The organism is Syntrophomonas curvata, from assembly GCF_052976825.1.
The window spans coordinates 2,163,528-2,186,537 of record NZ_CM129641.1; the positions used below are offsets into that span (position 1 = coordinate 2,163,528).

Here is a 23,010-nt window from a genome sequence, read left to right on the forward strand (position 1 = left end):
CGGATGCAAGCACCCTATTTAATCAGTTTAAAGATAGTCTTTACAACTTCGTCGATAACTTCCTCATCACCGGCCTGAAGCTGTTCCATGACGCAGGACTTCATATGCTTTTCCAGCAACAGCTTGGAAACTCCATAGAGAGCGGACTGAGCGGAGGCAATCTGGTTCAAAATATCATCGCAATACACATGCCGCTCAATCATACCCTTGATACCGCGAATCTGCCCCTCTATCCGGTTCATTCGGCCGACCAGTTCGCGGATGGTTTTTTCACTGTGATGGCTAAGCCGTCCCCCATCCTCCGAGCCTTCCTGACAACCGGGGCAGGAGTTCTTTATCTCGTCCATATGATCACCGCCTATTATTTTTGGAAGATGATTATATAAATATAGTGTACCACCCTATAGTACATGTCAATATTTTTTTATTGATGCGTTGATGAGGACGGTTCTCTGTCCGCCACGCCGCCAGGAAGGCCAGAATCCGAGGAGGGTGCAGAATGCCTGCGGAAACCGGTGAAAAAAATTGCACAGTGTATGCCGATAAACTGCTTAACGATTATAATAATAAGAAAACACTCAGGACAAATCGATTAATTATAACGGAGGTTATTATGAAGTTTCATACCGAATATCTTTGGTTCCATACTGAAAAGAGGCGGGAGTATATTCGTATTACGGACAAGGTAAGGGAGGTCTGCCAAAAGAGCGGTATCAAGGAAGGCATGCTCCTGGTAAGTGCCATGCATATCAGTGCCGGGGTTTTTGTTAATGATAACGAAGCGGGTATACTTAGCGACATCGATAACATGCTGGAGTCCATTGCCCCGCTGGGTCCCGATTACCTGCACCACCATACCGGTGAGGACAACGGAGATGCCCATCTGAAAAGCCTGCTGGTTCATCATCAGATAATAGTGCCAATTACTGCAGGCGACCTGGATTTGGGACCGTGGCAGCAGATATTCTATGCCGAATTCGATGGCAGAAGAAAGAAAAGGTTGATCATTAAGGTAATGGGAGAATAATTAATCGCCTTCTATTAGATCCTGTCTGAGATTGCGGGCTTCCCTGAGGTAAATATGTTTTATCTCCTGCTGGCTTTTATCGGTGTTCACATGCACCATTACCCGGATACAGAGGGGGAGGGAACCGGGTACTTCAATTTCCTGAAAACACATCAAAGGCACCTTGTCCCAGCCAATAGACCGGGCTGCAGCGGCCGGGAAAACTGACCTCAGGTCGGAGGTTACCGTAAAAAGAGCGCTGGCAACATCACCGATGGCAAAGTCATTCTCCTCTTGCATCAGTTGCAGCAGCTCCCGTGTTGCCTTCATAATCTCCTCTACGCTGTCCTCTGTTACCGTTGTAGCTCCCCGGATTCCCCTCATTATCATGCTCAATTCACCACTAACACAATTATTAAGCTACTGCCCGGTGGCCCAGACCGATAGCAACTTCATCCAGGTGCAGCAGGCCAATACCCATAAATATGGCCACACTCACATGGTCATGGTGGCGGGCGATGCCAATCTTGCCACCCACATTCAAGCCCAGGGCTTTGGGCATAATCTGAGCAATAGCTTCCCGGGCGGCACCGGCTACCGCGCCTTCGTCAGCATGGCTGTCCTTTATAACCCCTTCCCTTTTAGCTGCCACTACGGCCCGTTCTACGATCTTACCCACTGAACTGATGAATTCTCCGCCATAATCAACCGCAACTGCCCTTACGGCTTGCTCCTCCAGCAATACCTTCTTTAAGTGGCTTTCTTCCTGTCGAGTCGAGGTAAGCGCCATCTTTATTGCAGCCGTAGCCACTATTTTACTGCCTGCTTCCATCGCCGATTCCACCTTTGTTATAGACTGTAACTCTATTTTACTATAATTTTGCCAATCATTACTATGCCTTGATTGGCTGTATACACAGTCCCCCCTTCAGGGAAAGACAGATTGGCAGAAGTATTTTTTATTTTATACTTTACCGGAAAGCTATAGGCACGGGAGTCTATCTCCAGCACATCTCCGGCTTGCAGCAGGAGTTTTACCTCTTTGTTTTGGAATCGGGCCTTTTCACTGCCGTTAACCAGTACGACGGTTCGCGGCAAAGAGGAGAAGTCTTCAACGGTTATTATTATCCCGGTTTGGGGGGATCGAGCCTTAAGGACATCGGTCTGCTGCTTGTTCCCGGCATTTCCCGCCGCATCCCCGGCTACAGGATACTCCACCACTTGCCCTTCCATCCTTTCACTCCAGCTCAGGTACAGCCGTAAGGGGTCATGGGTCATTATCCCCTGCACTACCACAATCACCAGCAGACTCATGAGAATAGTGCGTATAAGGTATTTTTCCACTCTGTCTATAATCTTCCTAAAGGCAATCATCTCCCCCGGGAGTTATTTCTCCTCTATCTTATGCCTCCGCAGGAGAGATTATCCATGTTGTTAAAATAGGTCAGGCCACGACAGGTACGGAAGCGTTTCGTGCCTGTTGTGACCTGACCTTAACCATTTACCAGTTTTTTTTCGCCCATTCCACCCCAGCCAGAAAGGCTTCGCGGTTCTTTTGGATGATTTGGGGTTTTTTGCCTTTATAAATGACCTCAAACAGGCCGACGGCATCCTCCACCTTTACCACCCCGGTTTTCTGCAGGTAAGCTCCCAGCAGAATCATGTTGGCCCCCCTAATGTTGCCTAATTCTTCTGCCAGTTCATTGACCGGCAGTTTTAAGACCGTTACGTCTTTTCGCTCGGGATCCCGGTCTACCATGGAGGAATTGATGATCAGCCACCCATTGGGTTTCACCCGATTTTCGAATTTATCCAGCGAAGGACGGTTCAGCACTACCGCCATGAACGGGTTTTCCGTCAAGGGGGAATTGATCTCCTCGCTGGATATGGTCACCAGACAGTTGGCCGTACCGCCGCGCATTTCCGCTCCATAAGATGGAACCCAGGAAACATGTTTCCCCTCGCTCATAGCAGCATAGGCTATAAACTGCCCCATGGACAATACTCCCTGGCCGCCGAACCCTGCTATCAGAATCTGTTTTTCGTCTTCCATGCTACCTGTCCTCCTTGACCTTAAACTCACCCAGGGGGTAATTGGGAATCATATTTTCTTCCATCCATTTCATGGCATCTATCGGGTTAAGTCCCCAATTGGTGGGACAAGTTGATAATATTTCCACCATCGAGAAGCCCAGCCCCCGAGCTTGGGTTTCAAAAGCCTTTTTAACAGCCTTTTTGGCCTTCATCACATTGGCCGGGGTGTTAACTGCCACCCGGCTGATATAGGCAGAACCTTCATTTCCTGCCAGAAGCTCGGCCATTTTAGCCGGGTAACCCTCGTTCTCCACTTTACGGCCATAAGGACAAGTGGTGGCTACCTGGCCGATAAGGGTCGTGGGGGCCATCTGCCCGCCCGTCATACCATAGAGGGTGTTGTTTATAAAGAACACGCTGATCTTCTCGCCGCGTAAGGAGGCGTGCACTATCTCCGCCATGCCTATGGAGGCCAGGTCGCCGTCACCCTGATAAGTAAACAGGAAACGGTCCGGCAGCAGCCGCTTGATAGCTGTCGCTATAGCCGGAGCCCGGCCATGAGCTGCTTCCAGCATATCGCAGTTGAAGTAATCATAAGCGAGAACCGAACACCCTACCGGGCAAATACCAATGGTTTTTTCCCTTATATTCATTTCATCCATGCATTCAGCTATTAAACGATGGATTATTCCATGGGTACATCCGGGACAATAGTGAAATTTAGCATCAGTCAGGCTTTCCGGTCTTTTAAATACAGTTGCCATTAGAATCCCTTCCTTTCTGCTACGGCCAGAATCTCCCGGGTAACCTCCTCGGGATTGGGAAGGATTCCTATACGCCCATAGAATTCGACTGGGATTCTGCCTTCTACCGCCAGCCTGATATCCTGAATCATCTGCCCCATATTGATTTCGACCGCCAGCATCACCTTGCAGGTGTTAGCTGCCTCTTTAATATGTTCGTCCGGGAACGGCCACAAGGTTATGGGGCGAATCAATCCCGCTTTGACTCCTCTTTTACGGGCTTCCACCACCGAGCGTTTGATCACCCGGGCCAGCAGGCCAAAAGCCACTACGACTATATCGGCGTCTTCAACCATAAAGGTTTCAGCCCGCTTCTCATTTTGGGCTATATCTTTATATTTTCGGAAGAGATGCCGGTTTCTTGCTTCCAACTCTTCGGCCGGAAGGTGCAAGGTATTGACAATGTTAGGCTTTCTCCCCCGGCATCCGTTGGTTGCCCACGGCTTTTCCGGAAAATCGGTTTGCTCGTCCCTCAGGGCCACCGGTTCCATCAAATTGCCCAGGGTACCTTCGGCCATAATCACAACCGGTATGCGGTAGCGGTCTGCCAATTCATAGCCCTTAATGGCAAAATCCATCATTTCCTGGGTACTGGCCGGTGCGAGAACCAGGGTATGATAGTCCCCGTGCCCCCCGCCCCGGGTTGCTTGGAAATAATCGCCCTGGGAAGGCTGTATCCCTCCCAGACCCGGACCGCCGCGAGAAACATTGACAATGAGACAGGGCAGCTCAGCTTCAGCGATGAAGGAAATCCCCTCCTGTTTCAAGCTTAAGCCCGGTCCGGAGGAGGCGGTCATTACCCGGGCTCCGGCCGAAGCTCCGCCGTAGACCATGTTGATCGCGGCCAGTTCGCTTTCCGCCTGGATAAACACTCCCCCGATCCGGGGCAGTTTCCGGGCCATATATTCCGCAATTTCACTCGAAGGTGTAATGGGGTAGCCGAAAAAGCCCCGGCAGCCGGCTAAAATTGCACCCTCTGCCAGCGCTTCGTTACCCTTCATCAAAACTTTACTCATACTATCACCCCTTTTCCACCTCAATAACTAAATCCGGACACATTAAGGCACAGATCGCGCATCCCGTACACGCTTCCGGTTTCACGGCAATAACGGGCCGGAATCCCAAAGGGTTAATAGTATCTTCATCAAAATCCAATACATCTTTGGGACAAAAATGGATACAGAGCCCACAGGCTTTACAGCTGTCATTAAAGAAACTAACCCTGCCCTTGGCCATCCTACATTCCTCCTCAAGAACCCTGCAACCAACTTGGCCGCAAATACAAGTTTATTTTTTTGGCAATAGGTTTTAATTCGGGGGGTAAACAACCCGCCAGTCTTTCGCCAACGGTTAAAAATTTCACTGGCAATTCCAGTTTCACAGCAAACTCTACCACCCTGCGGTGTCCGTCAAGAACCAGGTCCAGGTTAGTTTCCTCGACCATATTAGGGTTGCTGATTATTCCGGTAAATCTAACCAATCCGGCACTTTCGAGAAGTTTTTTAAGTTCCACCAAACTTCGCCAATCACGGGCAAACGGACGGTAAGGATTAATAACCAAATAAAATTCATAATTGCCCCGCTGTATAACCAGCTTATTGAGGTAGCCGACAACCAGTGATCCGACCTCATCGCCTGCCAGGTCGATCAGCATGTCGTTATCCTGCTTCATCAAGGCAATTATTTCCGTAGGCAGATTAGGGACATCTCCGAAAGCTAAGTCCCCACCGGGCGCAATCAGTTTGACGTTTTGCTCGGCAAGCTTCTCCCTGGCGTCTCGAGAAGCAAAGAAGGGGTTGACCAGATCCAGGTCGGCCAATATCGTACGGTTCGATTTGCCTGCCATGTCGATTGCAAAATTAACTGCGATCTCACTTTTACCACTGCCAAAACCTCCGGCAAATATAGCCAGACTGCCCAAGATCTCTTCCCCTTAAAAAATTTCTTAATGGATACTGTATAACAGTCCCTTACGAAAATCAACCAAAAATTCAAGGTAAAAATTTAATTTTATTAAGTTATAGGGATTAAAGTCAAAAAAACTCGAAAGGCAATGGCCAATATGGCTGCAAGACAGGCCTCATAGAAGGATTTTCCCGCGGTTTTCCGCACCGATTGATATAAGTTTCACTATCAACGAATCAGCGGGCTGGCACAAACATGATGCAGGCGGACGGGCCACGAGGCATAAGGCGCTCATCAACGTGGCTGCGTGCCTCTTAACGGCCTGCTTACTTGCTTGTACTTACGGGCATGTCCATGATATGAAAGGTTGACAAGAGGTAATCCATGGATGGATCGGGCTATTTAACCTCAAAAATCTGTTGGTCGCAAAAGACATCTATTAATTCGGAAATAATATTTTCTATTTCTATCTCATCCAAGCCCAGCAACTGCATGGCTTCTCCAGACATCGGGTAGAGCATGCCGTCTATGCCCATGCCAATTCCCATAGCTACGCTTACTGCATCTGCCAGATGGACTATGGCGGTAAGGCGCTTATTAACTTGAGCCTCATCCGGACTGTGGTGGAGTTGGATGGCTTCAACCGTTTCCGGCGGGAGGTTCCATTTTTCTGCTACCCGGGCACCTACCTGGGCATGGTTGAATCCTAATATTTCATCTTCGGCATCGATAAAAGAAATGTTGTCATCCGTAACCTTGGCTACCACCTCACGGTAGGCCTCCTGCATGGTGCTGTTAAGGATCACTTTGCCGATGTCGTGCAGCAGTGCGGCGGTATAGGCCAGATCCAGGAGGGCAAACTTTGATCTGCGGGCAATCAGGCGGGCAGCCATGGCAGCACATTGCGAATGGCGCCACAATTCCCCGTATTCCAGGGCATAGCCCTGCATTTCCTGAACCAGTATGTCGCTCACCGAAGCAGCCATAACGATACTGCGCAGGGTGCGAAAACCCAGAAGCACGATAGCGTCAGTGACACTTCCAATCCGACGGGGAAAACCGTAAAAGGCAGAGTTGGCCATTTTCAGAACCCGGGCGGTTATGGCCTGATCCTGGCTTAAAACCCGGTTTATATCCTGGGCAGTGGAATCGGGGTCTTCAGTAAGTTTTATTACCTGAACCACCACATGAGGCAATGCCGGCAGGTCGTTTACCGCTTCCACGATTGATTCAACACTGATTTTTCCCACTTTAGCAAACCCTCCCTTGTACTTACTTCCAGTTATCGATCTTGCGCTCCAGATAATGGCGATAGCTGATAAGCTGTTCATTAACCCTTAACAGTAAACGTTCCATTTCCAGTTTGGAAAATGTGAGCTGGTCAGGCTGAAGTATTTCCACCGTACGGAATTCCTCTTTCATTATAAAATGTATTACGTCTTCCAGCGAATCGGCGCCAAACACAATAATAACCGGGGCATAGCACATTTCCCTGCCGGTGATTTCATCGATCACCGAATACACTTCCTGGCTCATGTCAATGTCTTCAATATGTATTCCCTGAATGGGTATATTGCGTATCTGCGAGACTTTATGCTGTCTCATTTCTTCAGCTATCTGTTCAACACCCTTGCTGCCGAAGAATTTTTTCCCGGACTTTGCCCTCCCCATATAATCAAAGCGAACCCTTAATCTTAACCCGTTCAATGGTTCCTCCCCCATCATATTTTATTTATCTTCCGGCAAAGCGCTTTTTATCAGCCGTGCCAGATGGAGCCCCAGAACTGCTGCCAACCCTTCCCCATAGTTAATATCCATATCAAACAGAAACTCCAGGCCCAATCGTTCTATTATTAAGCGGTGCCCGGTCTGATCGGATAGGCTGGGTGCCAGAAGGTATTCACCTAAGCTGGAATCAATGCAGCTGGCCAGCAAAGCCGCTACCGCAGTAACATACCCATCCAATATGATTGGAATTCTCTTTTCCCTGACCCGGGTAATAAACCCGGTTAACGCTGCTATCTCCAACCCGCCGAACCTCATCAGGATATCGGCCACACTGTCCGGCTGAGGCCTTCTCAATGCCATCGCTCTGGATATAATATCGACTTTTTTTTCTATTACTTTACTGTCCCCGGAACCTTTCCCGGTCAGATGAACGGGATTTATACCGGTCACAGAACTGGCAACGGCTGCTGCACAGAGGGTATCTGAAACCCCAATTTCTCCTACTAATATTATATCAAAATTCGTGCCTGCAATTTCATCCCACAGTTGTGCGCCTGCTTCGAGCGCGCTAAGGACTTCCGCTTCCTGTAAGGCGTCTTCATACAGGAAGTTCCTGCTCCCTCTGCGAATATTGCAATCTATTACGCGGCCATCAGCCACCGGACTTGCCAGCCCGACATCTATAATAACTTCGCTGCTGCCCGCCTGCTTGAGCAGTCTGGTCGCCGGCGACCTGCCTTCAAGGTGTTCCTTTACTATAAGGGCCGATTGCATAGGCTGGTAGCTGCCGGTATGTTCATGACTGATTCCATTGTCGCCGGCGAAAAGGATTAAAATACCGTTATTGCAACTGCATCCCAGGGACTCCAATTTTTTATGCCAGCCCGCTATGCGGCCCATTGCCGTCCATCTGGGTATACTGTCCATTAATAATCTATGCCCCTTTTCGCCTTTGAGCCCCGGCTGAAAGGATGTCTGACGGCAACCAGTTCGCTAATCAGATCCGCCTGGGCAGCAAGTTCAGGAGAACAGTTCCTGCCGGTTAAAACCATGTCCATCCCTGGTTTTCTGCCGTTCATAAGCTTAAGAATCGTTTCCCGGCAGGCTGGAAAAAGGTTAAATACATTTACCATCTCGTCCAGCACAATCAAATCCCAATCACCGGCAGCCATTTCTCTTCCCACCAGGTCCAATCCCTGCTGCACCCTTTGATAGTCCCCGGCACTGATATTATCCCCGTAAACTATGCACTCCCGCTTACCCGGGCAACAATCTGCTTCCGAATAAGGGCATTCACGGCCAAAAGAATATACTTTGAAGAAAGGGGTATTAAGGCAGCGTATAGCTTTAAACTCACCGGCTCTATTGTTTCCTTTCAAGAAGCTGACAAACAGTACCCGCTTGCCCTGGCCCCATGCCCTTAAGGCAATACCGACGGCACTGCTGGTTTTTCCCTTACCATTGCCCGTAAAGATTAGAAGCACACCTTTACCTCCTATGGCGCAAAGCCTTATCTTTCAAGCTTTGTACCTCCCCGGGGCTCAAAAAGCGATATTCACCTGGGGCGACCCCGCGCAGGGTCAAATTTTCTATGGCTGTCCTTTTCAGTTCAATCAGCGGGTGTCCAACTGCCGCACACATTCTTTTCACCTGCCGCTTTCTGCCTTCATGGATTTTTATTTCCAGCCGGGCTCTGTCTTCATATTGGTTTAAGACCTGCACCTCTGCAGGTGCGGTGCGGCCATCTTCAAGCTCCATACCTTGGCGAAGCGTCGTTAGGGCCTTTTCCCCGGGGATTCCGCGTACCAACGCCTGATAGGTCTTGGTCGTCTCATAGCGGGGATGCATCATCAGGTTGGAAAATTCCCCATCGTTACTCAGAAGCAAAATACCTTCGGTATCATAATCCAGCCTTCCTACGGGATAAACCCGCTGGGTCACATCCTTTAGGAGAGCCAATACCGTAGGCCGGCCCTGAGGGTCATATACGCTGCTGATACAGCCGGCAGGCTTGTTCAGCAATATGTATATGCTTTCTTCTTTTTCAATCAAACGACCGTCAAACTCGACTTGGTCCACACCGGGCACAATTGTGTATCCCTTTTCCAGCGCCGGTGCCCCATTCACCCTGACCCGACCCTGAATTATCAATTCCTCGGCTTTACGCCTGGAAGCAATTCCTGCATCGGCCAAATATTTTGCCAGTCTCAATTTATTACCTCTTTAGAATCTATATTGGGTTATGCTGCGAAAAGTTACAGCGTTTGAAGCTCTGTGTTAAAATATTATTTTATAATTCCTTATTTATGGCTTATTATTCAACATAACAGGCTTTTTCCCCTTTTGATAAAAAAAGATAATTTAGAGATTATAGATTATGTAGACTTATTGCAAAACCGGTCAAACAATTTGTTTCTGTGCTATTATTGCTTTGTAGCATAGGATTTTTGAAAACGGAGGCTTAACATGAACAATCTGGATAAAGAGAAGATTGAACGGGCAGTTACTTTAATACTGGAAGCTATCGGCGAGGATGTGGAGCGGGAAGGGCTGCAGGGAACGCCGCGCCGGGTGGCTAATATGTATGAAGAGATTTTTGCAGGCATTAATGTCGAACCTCGTGAGTTCCTGCAGGTATCTTTCACCGAATTCCATGATGAACTGGTACTGGTCAGGGACATACCCATCTACTCGCTTTGCGAGCACCACCTGCTTCCCTTCTATGGCAAAGCCCATGTAGCCTATATTCCCCGTGGAGGCAAGGTGGTAGGCATCAGCAAGCTGGCCCGGGTAGCTGAAACTTATGCCCGCCGCCCCCAGTTGCAGGAAAGGTTAACTTCGCAAATAGCGGACTGCATCAACGAAAACCTGAAGCCCTTTGGAGTAGGTGTAGTTATTGAAGCCGAGCATATGTGCATGACCATGCGGGGTATTAAAAAGCCGGGCTCAACCACAGTGACTTCAGCCGTACGCGGCCTGTTCGAAACCCGTTCGGAAACCAGAGCCGAACTGTTTTCCTTGATTATGCGCTAAAGTGATTGAGTCAAGGGAATTCCCTTGGCTCAATCTTTTCACAAGTTAATTCAAAACCTGAGATCGTAGTTTTTCATGATGGTTTTGCTTATACCAAAACGGATGGTTTTTAAAGGGTCTACTATCTGACTGATTTCCATATTGCCACAGGCGCTCAATAAAGAGATTCTGTCGTTAAGGCTCAAATCGGTTCTTTTGCCCAGAAATTCAAGCATAGCCTTTAAAGCCAGATCGGCGGCGGCGTCCAGGTCTTCTCCTGAGGCTATAACATACCAGTAATCGTCGCTTTCCAGCACCGGCCAGGGTTCGGATTTTTCTTTTATAAGGTCAACTTTCACCGTCACTTTTCCGGGTATCTCCAGACCGGTAACCGAAACTTCGCCATCACCCATTACCGCGTGCAGATCCCCCATTGCCAGCAAAGCGCCATCAACGAATACGGGCAGGTAAATAGTGTTCCCCTTCTTTATCAGACGAGTATCCATATTTCCCCCATGGCGCCCCGGGGTGCCGCAGGGGATATCCTCTTTTTCCGGTGCGGTTCCGATAACGCCAATCATGGGGTCGACCGGAATCGATATCTTATCACTGAACCGGGCCCTGCCATCAGTGATATTTATAATCTTGGTTTCGCTGACCCTGATTATATCACCGGCCGCCCCCATTTCTGGCACAGTTACCATGCACCCCTGCTCGGCTGTCTCAATATCCCGGATATGCACTGCCAGAGTATCACCAGGTTTGGCGCCCTTGACGGCAACCGGGCCGGTAGCCGGATTGATAGTAGCCCATCCTACCGATTCGAACAGGTCTCCTTCGCTTTTTATCTGGTTGCTGAAGCAATCTTTGGTCATGAACATCAGAGTCTCGCCGGAATTGACTTCTGCCACCGGAAAGTTCTTGGGGCCCATACTGTAGACTACCTGATCATCGTTTACAGTTAACATCGAAGTTCACCTTCCTATTTCATCAGCTACAGGTGAATACGGGTTTTGCATATCGCCTGCAGCTTTATCGGGAAGCTTGAACCCGCCAATATCTGCAGCGGCGGCGGGTTCAAAGGGATACTGCCTAACCGGAGGTTAAAGTAGGGGTATCGACATTACCTTTGTCATCGATATCGATTAAACAGCCGCGCAACTGGATTTCGTCGTAATTGCTGCCCGGATTTACACAGGTGGTGCGGCCTATCTTGCTGATACCGCGACTGGGATGCACATGTCCGTGCAAACTTAATATAGGCTGATACTTTTTAATGGCCTCAGCTACGGCTTTACTGCCTACCGGACCGGTAGCCAGCGAATCGCCGTCCAAAATCGGATTAAGATCCTCGTCATAAAGGGTATCCTGGTCCAAATCAGTATCCCTGGGGGGGACATGAATATTAAAGATACACCGGTCCATGTTCTTGACCTGGGACGCCAGGTCGTCAATTTTTTGGGTCAGCTCCTCTTCACTGATATCCCGGGGATATTTAAAAATAGTGGGGTGACCATAGCTCAGGGACAATATCTCCAATCCGCTTACTTCCAATACCTTACCATCACCATTTTTGACATATTCCATCTTGCCCAGTTGTTCATCAATGTAAAACGGGTCATCATTGCCGGGCGTAACCACACAGGGAATGTTATTTTTCTTAAAGCGCTCATCCATGAGCTTGGCCCACTCTTCCATCTGTTTAATCTGCAGTTCCTTGGTGATACGCTCCACATCGCTTTCTTCGATTCGCTCAAGTTCTTCCTCACTCAGCATCACCCAATAAAAGCCGGCATCGCGAAGAGTTTTCTGTAAATCCGGAAGCTCCCTTTCATCCTTGATTCGCACGGTCGAACCATAGTAAGTGGCCTCGTAAACACCCTCCTTGGTCTTTATTATAGGGACTACTGCCTTGCCCACAAAGTCTCCCCCGTATATGACCAAATCCGCTTTGTAAAACGGTCCGGCATTGGTAAATTTACGGAATGTGCTCTCGGCCGCATGGGTATCGCTTGCGTAAAAAATCTTCAAGACGGTTCACTCCTTAATTTTAAGTTTGACCTAGTCCGAAGGTATTTCCAGGAACTGAATGTCTATATTTATACCCTGTCTGGCATAGGAGCCCTTGGATAGATAGTATATTATCAACGGCAAAACCAGCAGTATAATGGACATCACTATCATGGTATAGGGCATATCCCCCTTGAAGAAGGGTATCAGCAGGTAAGAACAGATGGATACGCTGATGATAGTGGTCAGAATACCCAGCCAGGTCACCACCGGTAATCCCAGGAACCGTCCCCGTACCACCGGAGGGGCCGAATCGAACAGCAGTTTTCTGCGGTAAGGAAATACTATACCGGATATGCCCAGCAATATCCAGGCCAGAAACCAGGTGAAGATAGTATAACCGATATAGGCGGTCCAGGCTGGTACATAAACGTCCAGCAGCAGGAAAAGTTCGGCCACCACCAGCGCAATGGTTGAAGCAATAACCGGGGAACCTGATTTGGGGTCTATCTCCGATACCTTCGCCGGTACCAGGCGGTCGAATCCCCAGGCATAGATGTTACGGCTGGGGCCGAAGCTCATTCCGGCACAGGAGCCATAGGTAGCCATAAAAAAGGCTATGGCAATCAGAAGAATAAACACCGGACTCTGGGTCAGGATACCCAGCAGTATGGTTGCAAACGGTTCGTACTGACCAAAGGGATAAGCCGGGTTTCCGGTTCCCGCCAGGTACATCAGGGCATTGGTCCACAGGCTGCCGAAAATTTTATAGCTCAGCCCGTAGAATATGGCCCAGGCACTCATTAAAAGAGCCAATGAACCAAACATGGCCAGCAGCTGTGACTTTTGCACGCTGCGAACCTCTCCTGCCAGGTTGGCGCCGAATGTAGCGCCTAAAGTGTTAAGAATAATATAAGTAGAACCGGCCATCAATGTGGCGCCAAAAAGAAATTTGGTTGGGTGCCCGGCCTGAACGGCCAGGGGTATGACTTGGTTGTAGTTCAAACCTGTCAGGCGGGTGAAGTTGGCCGCAAATGTTCCGGGGTCAGCCATGAGAGCTGCAACGATAAAGGTTAAGGCTCCGATACCGGTACCGATCAAAGCCATCCAGGACATTTTCATCATCGCCCGACTGCCTTTGTAGAACACCACCCAGATGATTAATATCATGATGGTACCCAGCACGGCCCGCACATTGGGTGCGTTTAATATTGATGCCCACTGGAACCAGGTCTGATTCCCGCTGACAATACCCATGGAAGCAAAAAATTCTACCAAAGCATATTTCAGGGCCCAGTCGGAACATACGCCGGTCCAGGATATGGCGGTAAAAGATATCATGAAACTCGACATCAGCCCCAAAGCCGGATGCAGTATGCGGCTGATATAGATGTATTCACCACCCTGCCGGGGCATGGCCACCGAAAGCAGCCAGTAAAGACCTGCGATAACAAACATCTGCGATACCGTCAGTATGGCCCAGGGCATATGTCCGCCAGGATACAGAAACGGAGCCCACATCAGGTAAACCAGAGCGTACATCAGACCCGGATTGACGGTGGAATAGACCAGGGTATCATAAGGGCTTATTTGCCGGGTAAAACCTACCGCGCTCTGTTGAAAAAGTTCTAAGCCTCTTGCCAAGTAATATCACTCCTTTAGTACTGTTAAATAATGCAAATACGCCGGTTTAGCCTGGTGAAACTGATTTTAAAAAACCTGAAATGCGCATTCATGATTCTTGGTATCATCAATCGGCATCATTGCTTATGCGGTACATAATGCTATCTTCCCATCCGGTAACCACCCGTATATAGCCGCTTAATTCCTGGTCCAGGTCGGGGTCGCCGGTATCGACCAGTAAGGGGTGGGGCTGCAAGGCTACCAGTTTATCCCGGCTGGCCACCACGATAATATTGTTTTTTCCTGCCAGCCGGATTATCCGCGGGCTTATCTGCTGATTACCGCGCCCGAAAACATGTCCCTGTCCGCCTATAGCCGTAACTACAATCCGGCTCCCGCCCCGGTGCTGGTCAACCAGTTTAAAGAGCTGGTTTTCACCCACATCGCCGGCTATCAGTTCCCGATTAAGCACCACATCCACTCCCAGCAGGGTGTTTTTTAACCCCAGCTGCTTCATGATGCTGCGGGTGGTGGTGCCGGGGCCGATTATATAGAGGGCGTCCGGCTCCATATTGCTGATCACATCTGCCGCCATACCCTCTACTTCAGACTGTTCGGAACGGGCGCCTGATTTCACGCTCTGTACCCTTCGTTCCACCGGCACCTTAAGATAACCATAGAGCCGGGCATTGACCCGCCCCTCCCGGAAAGCGTCCTCATCGATATCCATTACCTCTGCCTCACGCAGATCAAGCACTTTGTTCTGCAGGTAAAGACTGGCTACTTCTCCTGCACTGCGGGGGTTGATTGCATAAACGGCAGAATGGATTTTTACCCCCGCCGGGATTCCCAGCACCGGAATCCCAGGGCCTATGGCGGTATAGATATTTCGCGCCGTTCCGTCTCCGCCGGCAAACAGGATCAGGTCGACTCCCCGGTCAGCCATCTGGCGGGCAGCTTCCATAGTGTCTTCCGGACCGGTGGCGCCGCTTTCGATATTTCCGATAACTTCCGGGTTCAGACCGGCCTCACGGCATTCATTGGCTCCCATTTCCTCCGGATAGGCCAGTACTTCTATCGCTTCCTTTATCCCGGCGATAATCTTCAATGCTTCTACCGCCCGGCGGGGAGACTCCGGCCGGGCTCCCAACTCCCGGGCTTTCCTTAGTATTTCGATCCCATCACTGCCTTTTAATCCGACCCTGCCTCCCATGCCGGCTACCGGATTAACAATTACCCCCAGTTTTTTCATCCTTTAATATCACCGCTCTTTTATTTAGTCCCATCCCTGCCCGGGGGCAGGGATGGCTGCAGGAATCTATTTGCGTCCCTTTTTCTTAAGGTACTGCCTCCAAGTAACAGCAATTAAATCGGCATCATCTATGGCCTCATGGGTAGGTCGATGAGAAGCAGCCTTGTACGGAGCATTCTTTACGAAGTGCGCGTCTTCATAGGCTTCCTTGGAAATCCGGGCCAGGGCCTCCACATATTCATCCAAATCTTCCTTGTTGTAGGAATCGCATGGTTCCAGGGTAAAAGGTTCGGGTACCACCCAGGGATGATGTGAGGTCCAGTAATGCTCAATACCGAAGTCTACGATACGCTTGTTGACATCGTCGGTGCCTACGCCGGTATCCTGTTTGAGTTTTTCCCAGGAATAGCGTACTTGCTCCAGACGCCGCTTACCCTTGGCATACCAGATAACCACGCCCGGTATGGCCGCAATCTTTTTCATAAAATACTGGTTGTTCAACACCGAACATATGGCTGCTTCCTTTAAGCCTTCAGCTCCAAGCTGCATGATCCACATGTAGGTTTTGAGAACTACGTTGGTATTGCCGAAGTAGCTTCTCACCTTGCCAATGGATTCAGGGTAGTTGGAGTTAAGCATATATTTCTGGCCGTCAAATTCCACCCGCGGCACCGGCAGGTAGGGCTTGAGGAATTCTTTGACTCCGATAGCACCGGTTGCCGGGCCCATGCTGCCGTGGGGGGCGGAAAAGGTTTTATGGAGATTGAAATGGACCAGGTCGAAGCCGGCTTCCCGGGCGCGATGGATACCCAACATTCCATTGGCATTGGCCTGGTCATAAGAACACAGGGCGCCCACCGCATGAGCTGCTTTTACATACTCTTCGATTCTGGGATTGTAGATGCCGGTATCTTCAGGATTGGTTATCATTATTCCGGCAGTACGATTTGACAGGGCTGCTTTCATGGCCTCCAGATCAGGGTACCCGTTTTCATCCGGCATCAGGGTTATTACCTTGAATCCGGCCGTATTCGGTGTAGCCGCATCACAGGGGTGGGAGAACATGGTAGTGATTATCTCGGTTCTATTGCTGTCTCCGCGGGCGCGGTGATACGCCCTGATCATGGAGGCGTTGGCATATACCCCATGAGCCCCCCCGCCGGGCTGCAAACTGAATGCATCCATGCCGGAAATTTCTTTGAGGAACTGTTCCACTTTATAGTAAATCTCCAAAATACCCTGCATGGTTTCGGGATTTTGCAGAGGGTGGACATTAACGATTCCGGGGTGGCGGGCAGCCATATGCTCCTGTACCTTGGGGCTGTATTTCATGGTGCAGGTGCCTTCGCTTATGCCCAGGGTTACATCAGTCCCCAAGGTTTCTTGGGAAAGGTGGTAATAATGGCGGTTTACGCGCATCTGGTTTACTTCCGGAAGAGCCGGCGCCTTTTTGCGCCGCAAACCTGCCGGTATGGATGAAACTCCGTCCCCGACCTGACCGGCAACGGCTTCACAGGCCACGGGAACCAATACGCCCCTTTCACCGGGAACGCTCATCTCAAATATGATAGGCTCATCCCATCTTGCCTGATGGTAATTATCTCTAAGCAGTTTCTTTCTTCTAGCCATTTATATCTCAGTCCTTTCCTTGTTGATTGGTTTATAACGTTAACAGGAGACAGCCCCCTGCAGAGCGTAGACCAGTTTATCCAGGTCTTTATGTTGATGCACCTCGGTCACACAGTAAAGGGCACTCTGACCAAACTGAGGAAAGTCTCGGGACAAATCCTTGCCGCCAAATATTTTAAACTCCAGCAAATGTTTATTTATCTGAGCTACCGACTTGCCGGTCATGTCAAAATTAACTACAAATTCCTTAAAGAAAGGAGAGGACATCTGAATTTTAACCCCGGGCAGTTCGGCCATCTTTTTGGCGGCGTACTGGGAATTCTGCATTATAGTGGTCCCTACTTCCTGCATTCCTTTAGGTCCCATCAGGGACAGGTACACTCCGGCAGTTATAGCCCAGAGCCCGGTACTGGTTCCGGTGAACTCCTTACCTTTGTCCCGGGAACCATAGGAGGTGCGGTCAAACAGAACCTCGCCGAATCCCCACTCGCCCTCCTGCATGGTGTCAGTCAGGCCGAACATAAGATCCTTGAATTCGGAAACATACTTCATATCATCATGGGTAGCAATAAACCCGCCCTGGCAGCCTCCGGCACCAAGGTGCAAACCTAACGGATGATAGTCTCCGCAAGCGATGGTGGCTCCATAATTAGCGGGCGCCTCCATTACTCCCAGAGATATCGGGTCGGTATAGACAATAAATTCGGCCCCCGCTTGCCGGGCAATTTTACCGATTTCCTCCGCCTGGGTCTCAATAAATCCCAAATAGGAGGGATTTTCAATAAAGACCGCCGCTACGTCGGTGGACATGTTCTTTTTCAGCTCATTAAGATCCAGCAACCCGGTATTCCCATCAAAACCTATTTTCACTATCTGAATTTCCGCTTGCGGTACGGAACTCAGATAGTTCTCCACTATCATGGATATCTCCGGATTCATGGTCGCCGGCAGCAAGACTTTTTTACGGCCGTTGATACGGTTGGCCATACGCAGGGAACTGGAAGCTGCCTGACCTCCATCATACATGGGAATACTGAGCACATCCATATCCATCAGCTCGCCCATGAGGCTGCAGTATTCGAACAGGGCCTGCCACTTGCCATGGTCGCCCATTGACTCACCTACATATGCGGTCAGGAATTCGCCCCGGCCATTTATTTCATCACAAACCGCGGGGACAAAATGCTGGGCACAGCCCGCGCCCAGGAAGCAAAGGTATTCGTCACAGGTCTTATTCTTGCTTAAGATTTCATCGGTATGCCGGCGAATTGAGTATTCGTCCAGGATTGGTTCCGGCAGCTGCATTTGCTGCTTGTATTTCAGATGCTCCGGAATCTCCTCATAAAGCTGCATCGGCTCGGTTACGCCGACTTCCTTCATCATCTGCGCCTTTATCTCCGGAACCGAGTTGGGTATATAAGGGTAAACAATCGGCTTTTTATGCATTCTGATTCCTCCATTCATATGCTTCTTGGTACAAAATCAGGGTTCTCAGGAGGTAGGCCACCAGCCCCTTTATTCCGGGTCATAGGTTTTGCACCGGGTGTCACCGGAAATGGCAGCGGCTGGCCCATCTATAGTAATCTCTTCCGCCCTGCAGACGTCATGCCCCCAGTACTTACAATCATCTGCATTACAGGCTACCAGCGGGGTAAGGTTGCTGGCACCGCTTTCATAAATATGACTGGAGTCGGCAGCATTGATCCCCAGATTATCATCTGCCATTACCGAGTCACGCAGGTCTGTTCCCGCCTGCACGTCTTTGCCGCTTACAAATTGTTTGTTTACATCGCGGGGATAAAAGGTATCGCACACTGCTGCATGACTGCTGTTTTCTACCTGAATCTCACCTGCCGCACAAAGGTCGTCCGGATGATGAAAGGCACAACTCTTAACTTTACAGGTGGTACTGGTTTTATCCACAATTTAGCCTCCTTTTTGTATAATTTCTTTAAAAGCGCCTTTTGGCAGAAAATTTTAATTTAACCTTGATTGTACTGTAGTAATCACTTCCTTCCAGAATATATCAATAGTTAGTATTTTCTTAATTCTCGAGACTATTCTTGGCATAAAATGGTATTGTATTTGCTTTGCCGAGATAAATAATCTCATCGGGGCGGGAAAAGCTAGTTAGAAAGTAAAAAATGGAGGTATTTACGATGGAAATTTCCTACCAGAAACATTGGGTAAAGAATGACCAGATAATGGAACAGCAAGATTTACCGGCCGATTTTATTGAGCACGGCATTTCCCTGTATGAGGTTTTGAGGGTAATTCAGGGAATACCGCTGTTTTTTGAGCAACACCTGGAAAGGTTAAAGCACACCGCTCAGCTAACCAGGCTGACTTTGCCCCTTGATGACGACGCTATCCGGAAACGTCTGCATGATTTGATTTCCAGCAATCAGGCAGATACCGGTAATGTCAAGATAGTGGTCAATTATCCGCCCTCGGGTGCAGCGGCCGATTTTTATGCTTATTTTGTCGAGCACAGTTACCCCTCTAAGAGCGATTATCAAAATGGGGTAAAAACAGTTCTGGTTCAGGTAGAACGGCCCAATCCCAATGCCAAGGTAGACCGGGCCGAATATCGCCGCGTGGTCGACGACGCCATACGTGAGAGCGGGTCTTATGAGGCATTGCTGACAGATCGCCAGGGCAACGTAAGTGAGGGGGGGAGGTCAAATTTATTCATGCTTAAAGGAGATATTGTATATACGGCTCCGGCCGACAAGGTATTAAAAGGAATAACCCGGCAGATGGTCTTTGCCGCCTGCCGCAACCGGGGCTATCGGGTGGCGGAAAAAGAGATAAGCCTTAAAGAAATGCTCAACATGGACGCCATCTTCATATCCGGCACTTCCCCCAAGGTACTGCCGGTAAGCCAGGTCGACGACCAGCGTATCAATTCCGGCAGCAATAAGATTATCCGGGATATTATGGCCGGGTATGACGCCATCATCGATGACTACATTAAAAGCCATCAGGTAAAGTAAACCAGTATCCATATATTTTCGGGATTAAATGAAATACGGGCAACCTTAATTGCGAGTATAGCGAGCATCAGAAACCGGGGTCAAATCTACGCCAATCTGCGACCAATAAAAAAGAGGCTGGAAAGATTGCTTTTCCCAGCCTCTTTTTTGTGATTAAAATAGGCCCACGATTTCGCCGTTGGGTTTGATATCGATTTTCTCGGCTGCCGGGGTCTTGCCCAAGCCGGGCATGGTCATGATGGTGCCGGTTAGGGCCACCACGAATCCCGCTCCGGCCGATAAGCGCACTTCTTTAACGTTGACGGTAAAGTCGCGGGGACGCCCTTTCTTGTCCGGATCGTCGGAAAGGGAGTATTGAGTTTTGGCCATGCATACCGGCAGGCTGCCGTAACCTAAATCTTCAAACTTCTGCAGCAGGCGACTTGCCTCAGCAGTATAACTGACTCCATCAGCACCATAGATTTCCCGGCAAACAGTTTCGATTTTGGCCTTGAGCGGCTGCTCCAACTCATACAGGAATTTGAAAGCGGAAGGCTTTTCAGCCGCTGCCACCACTTTTTGAGCCAATTCTTCACCGCCGGCGCCGCCTTCGGCCCATACCCGGGAGAGAGCGACATCCGCTCCCATGGCGGCGCATTGGTCGATGACAAAATCAACCTCTTCCCTGGTATCGGTGGGAAATTCGTTTAGCGCTACCACTACCGGCAGTCCGAATTTCTGAATATTTTCCAGCTGCTTTATAAGGTTTTCAATACCCTTTTCCAGGGCCGCCATATTCTTTTCTCCCAATTTGTCCTTGGCTACTCCGCCATGGTTCTTGAGAGCTCTGATGGTAGCTACCAGAACCACTGCCGCCGGCTGCATCTGACCGTAGCGGCATACTATATTGAAGAATTTTTCCGCTCCCAGGTCGGCGCCGAAACCGGCCTCGGTTATCATATAATCAGCCAGTTTCATGCCGATGCGGGTAGCCATAATACTGTTGGCTCCGTGGGCAATGTTGGCAAAAGGACCGCCATGGACAAATGCCGGGGTGTTTTCCAGGGTCTGTACCAGATTTGGCTTTATGGCATCCTTCATGAGCAGAGCCATGGAACCGGCTGCCTTGAGGTCGTCAGCCGTTACCGGGCGGCCATCATAGGTATAAGCCACCACTATGCGCTTAAATCGTTCCTTCAGGTCCATTAGATCAGTAGCCAGACATAAGGCCGCCATGACCTCCGAGGCCACGGTGATATCAAAACCGGATTCACGGGGAACCCCGTTAATTTTTCCGCCCAGCCCCAGGACAATGTTGCGCAATGCTCTTTCATTCAAGTCCATGGCCCGACGCAAAACCACCTGGCGCGGGTCGATGTTCAATGCATTACCCTGGTGCAGGTGATTGTCCAGCATCGCTGCCAGCAAGTTATGGGCCGTGGTTACAGCATGAATGTCACCGGTAAAATGCAGGTTGATATCCTCCATCGGCACTACCTGGGAATAACCGCCGCCTGCAGCCCCGCCTTTTATGCCGAAGCTGGGCCCCAGTGAGGGCTCCCGCAGAGCAATAATGGTTTTTTTGCCTATCCGGTTTAGTGCCTGTCCTAAACCGACGGTGGTAGTAGTCTTTCCTTCGCCTGCCGGGGTCGGGGTGATAGCTGTCACCAGAACCAGTTTGCCCGAAGGGGTGTCAGACAGCCGGCGCCAGACGTCAAGGGAGACCTTGGCCTTATATTTACCATAGAGGTCAATGTCATCTTCGCTTAGTCCTACTGACCGGGCCACTTCAGTTATAGGCAGCATCTTTGCTTCCTGGGCTATTTCGATATCGCTTTTCATGAAAAAATAGTTCGCCTCCTTCTGGATAATGATTCTATTTTAACCTATAAATATCGATTTGCCTTAAGAATTTGTATGGCTTTTGATTTATCTTCTTCGGCGATAAGAATAACCGGCCCGGTACACCCCATACCGGTTGAGGCGAAAACCTGTTCTTTCCATAGCGACTTCATGGCTTCTTCGAGCTCCAGGATATCAATGCCAGGGATTTGTTCCCCGGTAACCTTGGCCGGCGGAGGAGCTATATCTTCTTTGGCTTCAGCTTCGGCTTTAGGTGCGGCAGGCATTTGCCAGCCGGCCTCTTTTGCTTTTTGAATCTGCATCCGGCTTATTCTGTTTAAACCCCCGTCTGCCATGGAAGCACAATAGGTCAGTGCATTGGCTATCACCGGGGTACCCGAAGCCCGGGATATTATTGATATCAGCCGGTTAAAATTATCTCCTATACCGGGCCCGTATCCGTAGCCTCCGGTCTCATAATCCCCGCCGCTGTTAAAAGAGCTGAAGAGCTTCATTAAAATATTGCCGGTCAAGGTATCACAGACTACCACATCAACACTCCCCAGGATGAGGTCATTTCCCCTCAGGACATGTCCGCCGTCTGCCCTCCGGGACTCGCCCCAGCTAAACTCATATCCGTTTGCCTGCATAGTATTGAGGTACCTTTCCACCTGACGGGCTCCGTCTACATTTAGAATGCCCACGGTAGGATTTGTTATCCCATCAGCCCGGGCGGCGGCGATACCATATACCGCATTCTTGATCATGGCCTGAATGCGGTCAGTATCAGCCGTTCCGGTGGTACTGGCTATATACATCTCTTTACCCCGGGCCGGGGTTACAACCTTGCCTATGGTAGCCACTCCGATAGGGAAAGGATAATGCATGGTAACTACCCCGTCCAATTCCTTGCCGTCCAGCAGTGTCTCCAGCATGGTATGGACTTCGTCTTCCGTGTCCGCCTGATAGACAGGCAAATCACATTCCGGAGCCGGGCCGATGATACTTACCTGCAGTCCCGGCTCTCTTTTCATGGCCAGCCGGGCGCCCTCAACCAGTTCCCGGGGAGCAATCTCACTGCCCCAAGTGGTCAGGCCGATCTTTACTTTTTTACTTGTTTTACCGGTTCTCAGCACCTCAATAGTCTCATCCAGAACTTCCCCGACCATTTTCTTATACATCACGTTCATC

Annotated in this window: 26 protein-coding genes; 3 read left to right on the forward strand and 23 right to left on the reverse strand. The window is 49.7% G+C overall.

Features of this window, described 5'->3' with window-relative positions; translation table 11 throughout:
• Nucleotides 1-14: 14 nt before the first annotated feature.
• The gene (locus ACU70B_RS09690; protein WP_447183342.1) at nt 15-347 is read right to left on the reverse strand and encodes a metal-sensitive transcriptional regulator; all 333 of its coding nucleotides are present in this window, start codon (nt 345-347) and stop codon (nt 15-17) included.
• 266 nt (nt 348-613) lie between these two features.
• On the opposite strand from ACU70B_RS09690, the gene ACU70B_RS09695 reads away from it, so the two are divergent.
• On the forward strand, nt 614-1,027 hold the full coding sequence (locus ACU70B_RS09695) for a secondary thiamine-phosphate synthase enzyme YjbQ (RefSeq protein ID WP_447185748.1): 414 nt from the start codon (nt 614-616) through the stop codon (nt 1,025-1,027).
• Here ACU70B_RS09695 and aroH read toward each other — a convergent pair whose 3' ends face one another.
• The 13 genes from aroH to ACU70B_RS09760 form a co-directional block, all read right to left on the reverse strand.
• Nucleotides 1,028-1,396, reverse strand: coding sequence for a chorismate mutase (gene aroH, locus ACU70B_RS09700; protein WP_447183343.1), 369 nt, complete (start codon nt 1,394-1,396; stop codon nt 1,028-1,030).
• Between the two features lie 25 nt (nt 1,397-1,421).
• Entirely contained in the window at nt 1,422-1,838 is a 417-nt protein-coding gene (locus tag ACU70B_RS09705; protein WP_447183344.1) for a HutP family protein, read from the reverse strand.
• Between the two features lie 32 nt (nt 1,839-1,870).
• The gene (locus tag ACU70B_RS09710) at nt 1,871-2,380 is read right to left on the reverse strand and encodes a hypothetical protein (RefSeq protein WP_447183345.1); all 510 of its coding nucleotides are present in this window, start codon (nt 2,378-2,380) and stop codon (nt 1,871-1,873) included.
• A 127-nt stretch (nt 2,381-2,507) separates the two neighbouring features.
• Nucleotides 2,508-3,059, reverse strand: coding sequence for a 2-oxoacid:ferredoxin oxidoreductase subunit gamma family protein (locus ACU70B_RS09715; RefSeq protein WP_447183346.1), 552 nt, complete (start codon nt 3,057-3,059; stop codon nt 2,508-2,510).
• A 1-nt stretch (nt 3,060) separates the two neighbouring features.
• Nucleotides 3,061-3,804, reverse strand: a complete 744-nt coding sequence (locus tag ACU70B_RS09720; RefSeq protein WP_447183347.1) for a thiamine pyrophosphate-dependent enzyme — start codon at nt 3,802-3,804, stop codon at nt 3,061-3,063.
• Nucleotides 3,804-4,859: a 3-methyl-2-oxobutanoate dehydrogenase subunit VorB gene (locus ACU70B_RS09725; RefSeq protein ID WP_447183348.1), complete on the reverse strand. Its 1,056-nt coding sequence runs from the start codon at nt 4,857-4,859 to the stop codon at nt 3,804-3,806. The genes ACU70B_RS09720 and ACU70B_RS09725 overlap by 1 nt, the downstream gene beginning before the upstream one ends.
• A 4-nt stretch (nt 4,860-4,863) precedes the next feature.
• Nucleotides 4,864-5,079 (reverse strand): 4Fe-4S dicluster domain-containing protein, encoded by a 216-nt coding sequence (locus ACU70B_RS09730; protein WP_447183349.1) that lies wholly within the window; start codon nt 5,077-5,079, stop codon nt 4,864-4,866.
• Between the two features lie 13 nt (nt 5,080-5,092).
• On the reverse strand, nt 5,093-5,764 hold the full coding sequence (locus tag ACU70B_RS09735; RefSeq protein ID WP_447183350.1) for a hypothetical protein: 672 nt from the start codon (nt 5,762-5,764) through the stop codon (nt 5,093-5,095).
• A gap of 382 nt (nt 5,765-6,146) precedes the next feature.
• Nucleotides 6,147-6,998, reverse strand: a complete 852-nt coding sequence (locus ACU70B_RS09740) for an HDOD domain-containing protein (protein WP_447183351.1) — start codon at nt 6,996-6,998, stop codon at nt 6,147-6,149.
• Between the two features lie 22 nt (nt 6,999-7,020).
• Complete coding sequence (locus tag ACU70B_RS09745) at nt 7,021-7,455, reverse strand: hypothetical protein (RefSeq protein WP_447183352.1); 435 nt, start codon at nt 7,453-7,455, stop codon at nt 7,021-7,023.
• A 21-nt stretch (nt 7,456-7,476) separates the two neighbouring features.
• The gene (locus tag ACU70B_RS09750) at nt 7,477-8,403 is read right to left on the reverse strand and encodes a nicotinate-nucleotide--dimethylbenzimidazole phosphoribosyltransferase (RefSeq protein WP_447183353.1); all 927 of its coding nucleotides are present in this window, start codon (nt 8,401-8,403) and stop codon (nt 7,477-7,479) included.
• Nucleotides 8,403-8,960: a cob(I)yrinic acid a,c-diamide adenosyltransferase gene (locus ACU70B_RS09755; protein WP_447183354.1), complete on the reverse strand. Its 558-nt coding sequence runs from the start codon at nt 8,958-8,960 to the stop codon at nt 8,403-8,405. The genes ACU70B_RS09750 and ACU70B_RS09755 overlap by 1 nt, the downstream gene beginning before the upstream one ends.
• A gap of 4 nt (nt 8,961-8,964) precedes the next feature.
• The gene (locus tag ACU70B_RS09760; RefSeq protein ID WP_447183355.1) at nt 8,965-9,687 is read right to left on the reverse strand and encodes a pseudouridine synthase; all 723 of its coding nucleotides are present in this window, start codon (nt 9,685-9,687) and stop codon (nt 8,965-8,967) included.
• Nucleotides 9,688-9,942: 255 nt separating this feature from the next.
• Between ACU70B_RS09760 and folE the strand changes: the two genes are divergently transcribed.
• Nucleotides 9,943-10,509, forward strand: a complete 567-nt coding sequence (gene folE / locus ACU70B_RS09765) for a GTP cyclohydrolase I FolE (RefSeq protein WP_447183356.1) — start codon at nt 9,943-9,945, stop codon at nt 10,507-10,509.
• Between the two features lie 50 nt (nt 10,510-10,559).
• Here the strand turns inward: folE and ACU70B_RS09770 are convergent, their stop codons facing one another.
• From ACU70B_RS09770 to ACU70B_RS09800, 7 genes are all read right to left on the reverse strand, one after another.
• Entirely contained in the window at nt 10,560-11,456 is an 897-nt protein-coding gene (locus tag ACU70B_RS09770) for an acetamidase/formamidase family protein (protein WP_447183357.1), read from the reverse strand.
• Nucleotides 11,457-11,580: 124 nt separating this feature from the next.
• Nucleotides 11,581-12,519 carry a metallophosphoesterase family protein gene (locus ACU70B_RS09775; RefSeq protein WP_447183358.1) on the reverse strand — a complete coding sequence of 313 codons (939 nt, stop codon included), beginning with the start codon at nt 12,517-12,519 and terminating at the stop codon, nt 11,581-11,583.
• 30 nt (nt 12,520-12,549) lie between these two features.
• Nucleotides 12,550-14,142: an APC family permease gene (locus tag ACU70B_RS09780; RefSeq protein WP_447183359.1), complete on the reverse strand. Its 1,593-nt coding sequence runs from the start codon at nt 14,140-14,142 to the stop codon at nt 12,550-12,552.
• A gap of 106 nt (nt 14,143-14,248) precedes the next feature.
• Nucleotides 14,249-15,373: an ATP-NAD kinase family protein gene (locus ACU70B_RS09785; RefSeq protein WP_447183360.1), complete on the reverse strand. Its 1,125-nt coding sequence runs from the start codon at nt 15,371-15,373 to the stop codon at nt 14,249-14,251.
• A 66-nt stretch (nt 15,374-15,439) separates the two neighbouring features.
• Complete coding sequence (gcvPB, locus tag ACU70B_RS09790; protein ID WP_447183361.1) at nt 15,440-17,002, reverse strand: aminomethyl-transferring glycine dehydrogenase subunit GcvPB; 1,563 nt, start codon at nt 17,000-17,002, stop codon at nt 15,440-15,442.
• 39 nt (nt 17,003-17,041) lie between these two features.
• The gene (gcvPA, locus tag ACU70B_RS09795) at nt 17,042-18,448 is read right to left on the reverse strand and encodes an aminomethyl-transferring glycine dehydrogenase subunit GcvPA (protein WP_447183362.1); all 1,407 of its coding nucleotides are present in this window, start codon (nt 18,446-18,448) and stop codon (nt 17,042-17,044) included.
• A 69-nt stretch (nt 18,449-18,517) separates the two neighbouring features.
• Nucleotides 18,518-18,925, reverse strand: a complete 408-nt coding sequence (locus ACU70B_RS09800; RefSeq protein WP_352400291.1) for a DUF1540 domain-containing protein — start codon at nt 18,923-18,925, stop codon at nt 18,518-18,520.
• 236 nt (nt 18,926-19,161) lie between these two features.
• On the opposite strand from ACU70B_RS09800, the gene ACU70B_RS09805 reads away from it, so the two are divergent.
• Nucleotides 19,162-19,998 carry an aminotransferase class IV gene (locus tag ACU70B_RS09805; RefSeq protein WP_352400290.1) on the forward strand — a complete coding sequence of 279 codons (837 nt, stop codon included), beginning with the start codon at nt 19,162-19,164 and terminating at the stop codon, nt 19,996-19,998.
• Between the two features lie 153 nt (nt 19,999-20,151).
• Here ACU70B_RS09805 and ACU70B_RS09810 read toward each other — a convergent pair whose 3' ends face one another.
• The gene (locus ACU70B_RS09810; RefSeq protein WP_447183363.1) at nt 20,152-21,819 is read right to left on the reverse strand and encodes a formate--tetrahydrofolate ligase; all 1,668 of its coding nucleotides are present in this window, start codon (nt 21,817-21,819) and stop codon (nt 20,152-20,154) included.
• Between the two features lie 44 nt (nt 21,820-21,863).
• Entirely contained in the window at nt 21,864-23,009 is a 1,146-nt protein-coding gene (gene grdD / locus ACU70B_RS09815; RefSeq protein WP_447183364.1) for a glycine/sarcosine/betaine reductase complex component C subunit alpha, read from the reverse strand.
• Between the last annotated feature and the right edge of the window lies 1 nt (nt 23,010).